The organism is Mesorhizobium sp. M7A.F.Ca.CA.002.09.1.1 (genome assembly GCF_003998555.1).
GTDB lineage: Bacteria > Pseudomonadota > Alphaproteobacteria > Rhizobiales > Rhizobiaceae > Mesorhizobium > Mesorhizobium ciceri.
Genome location: NZ_RZRR01000263.1, coordinates 1 through 6,256, shown reverse-complemented (window position 1 = coordinate 6,256; position 6,256 = coordinate 1). Strand labels below are relative to the sequence as shown.

At 61.2% G+C, this 6,256-nt stretch carries 8 protein-coding genes; 4 read left to right on the top strand and 4 right to left on the bottom strand.

Annotated features, from left to right (window positions below; genetic code table 11):
* The 4 genes from rpsB to EN994_RS13830 all read right to left on the bottom strand — a co-directional run.
* Positions 1-644: 30S ribosomal protein S2 (rpsB, locus tag EN994_RS13845; protein WP_127307592.1), on the bottom strand; the 644-nt coding region annotated here is incomplete at its 3' end.
* 202 nt (positions 645-846) lie between these two features.
* Positions 847-1,125 (bottom strand): DUF4031 domain-containing protein, encoded by a 279-nt coding sequence (locus EN994_RS13840; RefSeq protein ID WP_013531766.1) that lies wholly within the window; start codon positions 1,123-1,125, stop codon positions 847-849.
* Positions 1,126-1,183: 58 nt separating this feature from the next.
* Positions 1,184-2,482: a hypothetical protein gene (locus EN994_RS13835; RefSeq protein WP_063167964.1), complete on the bottom strand. Its 1,299-nt coding sequence runs from the start codon at positions 2,480-2,482 to the stop codon at positions 1,184-1,186.
* A 113-nt stretch (positions 2,483-2,595) separates the two neighbouring features.
* Positions 2,596-3,423, bottom strand: coding sequence for a cell envelope integrity EipB family protein (locus tag EN994_RS13830; protein WP_063167963.1), 828 nt, complete (start codon positions 3,421-3,423; stop codon positions 2,596-2,598).
* 138 nt (positions 3,424-3,561) lie between these two features.
* On the opposite strand from EN994_RS13830, the gene EN994_RS13825 reads away from it, so the two are divergent.
* The 4 genes from EN994_RS13825 to EN994_RS36065 form a co-directional block, all read left to right on the top strand.
* Positions 3,562-4,026: a RidA family protein gene (locus tag EN994_RS13825; protein ID WP_063167962.1), complete on the top strand. Its 465-nt coding sequence runs from the start codon at positions 3,562-3,564 to the stop codon at positions 4,024-4,026.
* Between the two features lie 14 nt (positions 4,027-4,040).
* A complete protein-coding gene (locus EN994_RS13820) occupies positions 4,041-4,769 on the top strand; it encodes a glycerophosphodiester phosphodiesterase (protein ID WP_063170232.1) in 729 nt (242 codons plus the stop codon).
* A 50-nt stretch (positions 4,770-4,819) separates the two neighbouring features.
* Positions 4,820-6,034: a GNAT family N-acetyltransferase gene (locus EN994_RS13815; RefSeq protein ID WP_063167961.1), complete on the top strand. Its 1,215-nt coding sequence runs from the start codon at positions 4,820-4,822 to the stop codon at positions 6,032-6,034.
* 86 nt (positions 6,035-6,120) lie between these two features.
* On the top strand, positions 6,121-6,256 hold a 136-nt coding region (locus EN994_RS36065; RefSeq protein ID WP_127307591.1), incomplete at its 3' end, for an HIT domain-containing protein.

Genomic DNA, 6,256 nt, shown 5'->3' with positions numbered 1-6,256 from the left:
CAATAGAGCTGGATGGCGCGGGCCGCGTCGTCATTGCCGGGGATCGGGAAGTCGATCTTGTCCGGATCGCAGTTCGAATCGATGATGGCGACGACCGGAATGCCGAGGCGCTTGGCCTCGAGAATGGCGATCGCTTCCTTGTTGGTGTCGATCACGAACATCAGGTCGGGCGTCGAGCCCATGTCCTTGATGCCGCCCAGCGCCTTGTCGAGCTTCTCGCGCTCGCGGTCGAGGTTCAGGCGTTCCTTCTTGGTCAACCCTTGCGCCTCGCCGGCCAGCATCTCGTCGAGCTTGCGCAGGCGCTGGATCGAATTCGAGATCGTCTTCCAGTTGGTCAGCATGCCGCCGAGCCAACGCGAGTTGACGTAGTACTGAGCCGAACGCTGTGCCGCATCGGCGACGATGTCGGACGCCTGGCGCTTGGTGCCGACGAACAGCACGCGGCCGCCCTTGGCGACGGTGTCGGAAACCTGCTTCAGCGCCTGGTGCAGCAAAGGCACCGTCTGCGAGAGGTCGATGATGTGGATGTTGTTGCGGGCGCCATAGATGTAGGGCGCCATTTTCGGGTTCCAGCGATGGGTCTGGTGGCCGAAGTGAATGCCAGCTTCCAAAAGCTGGCGCATGCTGAAATCAGGCAGTGCCATTCAAAGTTCCTTTCCGGTTAGCCTCCACGGACACAGGCATTTTTGGACTTTGTCCTCGAACGCCACCGGAGGTTTCAGCCGGATTTCTCCCGGGCAGACACCAAAGTCCGTGTGTGGAATGAGCGCGCATATAGAGGGGATGCGCGATAAACGCAAGCGCCGTGGGACCTGTGTACGGCGTGCGACGATCCGCGCGCTGCCGTCAGCGCTTTATCTTGCCGTTCGGCACCCGCACCCGCCGGAAGACCGCGACGATCTCCTCGCGGCTGCATTCGATGGCGCCGAGCCGCACCGCACGGTCACGCTCGAAGCCGGTTATGTCATAATGCGGCGCCGATGTCTTGGGCGGCCCTTGGTAGGATGAGCGCTTGACGCCAAGATGCGCGGCAAAGCGATGCAACTCGTCGGTGTCGTCGGCCAACAGATGGCACCAGCGATGGCCGGCCCAGTTCCAGATCGCTGCGTCGACATAGGCTGCCATAAAGCTTGCTGTCTGCCTTCCATCCGTCACGACAGTCGGCCACATGGCCCGGCTGATGTCAGTGACGATAGAATGGATTCGGATAGAAAATGAAGCCGCCATTGGCTGCAAGCTCGGCGACGATGTTGGTGACTGTATCCTGCATGCGACGGTGCAGATCGGCAACCGCATCGTCGATCGAGCCCGTATGCTCATGCAAGCCCAGTGCCTCCGGCACCCGGATGTGGGCGCAACGCGGCCCGGCCGGCTGCGGAACGAATCGGTTCATCGTGTCGCGCAGCCCGCCCCGACAATAGTCGTTGCGGATCCGCTTCAGATGTTCGGCGATCTCCTCCTGGCTAATGCGCGGATTGGCGCAGGCCCAGGGTCCGACGCGTTGCAGCCTCTGAACCCTATCGACGAGCGCGCGGACCTGCCTTTGCCGTTCGGCATCGCCAGTGTTTTCGCGCTGCCAGCGGCGCGCCCGCCGCAGAATCTCGGTGATGTCGGTGACATCAATGTCGGCTGAGATGCTTTTGCCGAGCTGGCGGCTGAGCTCGGTGACCAAAACCCTCTGACGCTGGGCATAGGAAGCGCCTTGGTCGAACGGCATGCCGGTGGCAGCTTCATCGCGGGCCAGCAGTGTCGAATAGACATGGTGAATGCGCTGCGGCAGCGTGTCGGTCGCCTGGCGTTCTATTTTGAGGTTTTTCTCGACATAGGCGCATTCCTTCGCCAGTGCCGCTTCGACGTTGCCGGTGAAGGCAAGCTTCCAGACGACGGGCGCGATCCAGACCTTGAAATTGGGATCCGTGGCCCGACCGCGCTTGAGGGCCTCCAGTCCCATCTCGACGGCACCCGGCAGCAAAGGCGCAACGACATTGGCATGCCAGCCGACGCCGCCTTCGGGATGCAGCAGCACGCCATGGCCTTTCAAGGCCCAGGCGATCGAGTGTTCCTTCGCTGCCCCGCTGTTGCCGGGAATCTGGGCGATCAGATTGTTGGCCAGCCAGAACTTCTGCATCAGCCGGCCAAGGCCGTTGACGACACCATTGGTCGCCCATGAGGCCGTGAGCGGGCTGACCTGCGACACGATTTCCTTGTCGATCATCCAGTCGGTGAAGAACTCGGGATGATTGGGCGTGATGAAGGTCGCCTTCCCTGCCCCGCAACTGGCCTTCAGCCGCTCAAGATCGGCGTCGGGAAAGTCGATATGGCGGACATTTGAGACGCCGCGCAGACCGGCCAGGCGATTGAACGGCAACAGATCCCGAAACCCGGGAATGCCGCGCAGCATGACGATCCGGTTGACGGATGTCATGGCCCTGATCAGTGCCGGGTTGGGCCGCGGCGCGACGAACGTATCGATCCTGCTCAAGCTGATCCCCCTCGCGCCTGGACGCTGGAAGAGGTTGAGGGACGATTGCGGCACGTTCAAGTCGTTCGTTACGACCACGCCGTGCCGTGGCAAATCAGCTGCCTAGACAGGCACTATTTGGCGGGACAAGGTTTTGTCTGGTCGAACAGCGACAGGTTGACCAGCTTGCCGGTCATCGAGAAGTCGCCATAGTCCATGACGAGATCGCGGGTGATGCCGTTCTCATGCAGCTTGAAGCTGATACGGTATTCCGGAACCTCTTCGCCGGTCTTGTTGGTGTCGTCGAAATAGGCGATGTCGACCGGCCAGTATTTGTCGGTGGCGAGCTTTGCCAGTGCCGAAGCTTCCGGGTCGGCCTTGTCGGCATCGGTTTTCTTGCCGACAACGACGGTGGTGGTCATCACCTTGTTGGCGTCTTCGGAACCGTCGAACAGGTTGGTTTCGTAAAAATTCTCGCCTTTTTCGGCCTTGCCGATCAATTCGACCAAATGCTGGGTCGGGAATTGGGTTGTCGCCAGCTCGACGCTGTTCTTTTCGGGCTTGTCGATATCGACCTTCAGGCCCTTGGCCTCTTTCGTGGCTATGCCCTTGACCTCCTTGTCGAGGTTCTGGTCGGAAAAGGATTTCGTCACGAACGAAAAGGTCTTGCCTTCGGCGTCCTCGAAAGTTGTCGTCTGCTGGTCCGTCAGCTTCGTGCCGTCAGCGGTGACGATCTGGGTGACGAAGCGGAATTTCACCGTATAGCCTTCGCAGGCCGAGCCGTTGAACTCATAGACCATGCGGCCGGATATGCCCGTGATGCCGGACTGATCGGAAGCCTTTTTCAGGGTAAGATCGTAGACGGCGCGGTGGGCTTGCAGCGCCGGCGCTGCGAAGACAGGGCCTATCGAGAATATCCCCGACAACAGGACGGCATGGAATGCGAGGCGCGTTGCGCGCATGAGGTACTCCGATCGTCGCGACTGATGGCAGGCCGCAGGGAAAGATGGTCCAGCTTAAAAAAAGTCGTGGCGGAAGCGAGGCAAAAATAGCAATTTCGGCCCGGCCGGCGCGGCGTCACCAAGCAATAGGGAAATACCATGAGTGAAACAATCGAAAAGCGGCTAAGCGATCTGGGTGTGACGCTTCCCGTCGCCGCCGCGCCCGCCGCCAACTACGTGCCCTATTGCAGGACCGGCCATTTGCTGTTCACTGCCGGGCAATTGCCGCTTAAGGACGGCAAGCTGCAGGCGAGCGGGCTGTTGGGCCGCGATCTCGATACCGCAGGCGGCAAGGATGCGGCAAAATACTGCGCGATCAACATCCTGGCGCAGGCCAAGGCAGCACTCGGCGACCTCGAGAAGATCAGCCGCCTGGTGAAGATCACCGTTTTCGTCGCCTCGACACCCGAGTTCGTCGAGCAGCATCTGGTTGCCAACGGCGCCTCCGATTTCCTGGTCGCCGCCCTTGGCGAGCGCGGCAAGCATGCACGCTCCGCCGTCGGCACGGCCTGCCTGCCGCTTAATGCCGCAGTGGAAATCGAAGCCATCTTCGAAGTCGCATGAGCCAGGGTACAGATATGACCGAGCTATCCTGGCTGACCGCCCGGCCCGTTGCCCACCGCGGCTTCCACGACATGAACAAGACGCGCTGGGAAAACACGCTGTCGGCCTTTGCCGCAGCCGCCGAACGCGGCTACGCCATCGAATGCGACGTGCACCTGTCGTCCGACCGCGTTCCCGTCATCATCCATGACGGCGATCTCAAGCGCCTGACCGGCCAGGATGGTTTCGTCTGGCAGCGTACCGCAGCTGAACTCGCGGCGCTCAGGGTCGGTGGCACGGCGGACCATGTGCCGACGCTGCAGGAAGCGCTCGACCTGGTCGATGGCCGCGTGCCACTGGTCGTCGAGCTGAAAGGCACGCCCGGCTATGACGAAGGCCTGGTGGCAAGCGTCGGCAAGATGCTCAAGCGCTACAAGGGCAAGGCGGCGATCATGTCGTTCGACCATTGGCTGGTCCGCGATTTTCCGAAGGACGCGCCGGGTATCCCAGGGGGTCTCACCGCCTACGGCAAGGACGTCGGGTTGATCGAGGCGCATTTCGCCATGCTGGCGCATGAGATCGCCTTCACCTCCTACGCCGCCGGCGACCTGCCAAACCCATTTGTCAGCTTCGTGCGTGAAAGGCTGAAAATGCCTGTTATCACCTGGACGGTGCATGACCAGCCGGCGGTCGACCTGACCTTCAGATATGCCGACCAGATGACTTTCGAAGGGTTCGAACCCGATCTGGTCAAAGTCGCCTGAGTGTCTGAAACGTGACTTGCACCAGGCCGGACGGAGCTTAAATAAGCCTCATGGATCAGGGCGATGAGGGTGACGGACAAACGGCCAATGCGGACTATTCGATCCGCGTCGCCGCCGGCATCGGCGCCTTCACCTATGATGAATGGAATGGCTTTGCGGGAACTGCGCGCGGCGATTTAGAAGCCAGCTACAATCCTTTGGTTTCATTCGCTTTTCTAGGCGCGCTCGAAGATTCTGGATGCGCCGTGCGGCGTACCGGCTGGCAGGGCCACCACCTCCGGCTCGAGGATGGGCAAGGCAGATTGCTGGGCGCGGTGCCCTGTTATCTCAAATCGCACAGCCAGGGCGAATATGTGTTCGACCATGGCTGGTCGGATGCGTTCGAACGCGCCGGTGGCCGCTACTATCCCAAACTGCAAAGTGCCGTGCCGTTCTCCCCGGTCACCGGCCCTCGCCTGCTGGTCACCAGGGGCGAGGACAGTGCCAAGGTGAAGGCCGGTCTCGCGGCGGGCCTGAAGGCGGTGACGCAAAAGCTCGGTGTCTCTTCCGCACATGTCACCTTCGCGCAAGAGAGCGATGTGGAGGTGCTGGAAGCAGCCGGTTTCCTGCACCGCACCGACCAGCAATTCCATTTCTTCAACGAAGGCTTTTCAACCTATGACGACTTCCTCGCCACCCTTGCCTCGCGCAAGCGAAAGGCGATGAAAAAGGAAAGGCGCGAAGCGCTTGCCCCAGGCATTTCAATCGACCGGCTGACCGGCAAGGACCTCACGGAGAAAGCCTGGGACGATTTCTTCGCCTTCTACATGGACACCGGCAGTCGCAAATGGGGCCGGCCCTATCTCAATCGTCAATTCTTCTCGATGATCGGCGAGCGCATGGCCGACGACATCCTGCTGGTGATGGCCAGGCGCAACGGGCGCTATATCGCCGGCGCGATCAATTTCATCGGTTCGGATGCACTTTATGGCCGCAACTGGGGCTGCATCGAGGACCATCCCTTCCTGCATTTCGAGGTCTGCTATCATCAGGCGATCGACTTCGCCATCGAGCGCAAGCTCAAGGTGGTCGAGGCGGGAGCGCAGGGCGAGCACAAGCTGGCGCGCGGCTACCGGCCGGTGACCATGCATTCCGCGCACTACATTGCGCACCCAGGCCTGCGCAACGCCGTCGCCGACTATCTTCGGCGCGAACGGCAGGAGGTGGAGCGGATGAGCGAATATCTGGAAGAGCATACCCCGTTCCGCAAGGATCTCGAGGAGTAGCCCCGGCTGGCCGGCTGGGGGGCGACGATTATCTTGCCGAATTTCGACGCCTTCGCTACACGAAGGCACAATCCGGAGCGTTCGCCATGACCGAGGCCGCCTACGATACCGACAACATTTTCGCCAAGATCCTGCGCGGCGAAATTCCCTCGCACCGTGTCTACGAGGATGACGCGGTCATCGCCTTCATGGATGTGATGCCGCAGGGGCCCGGCCATACGC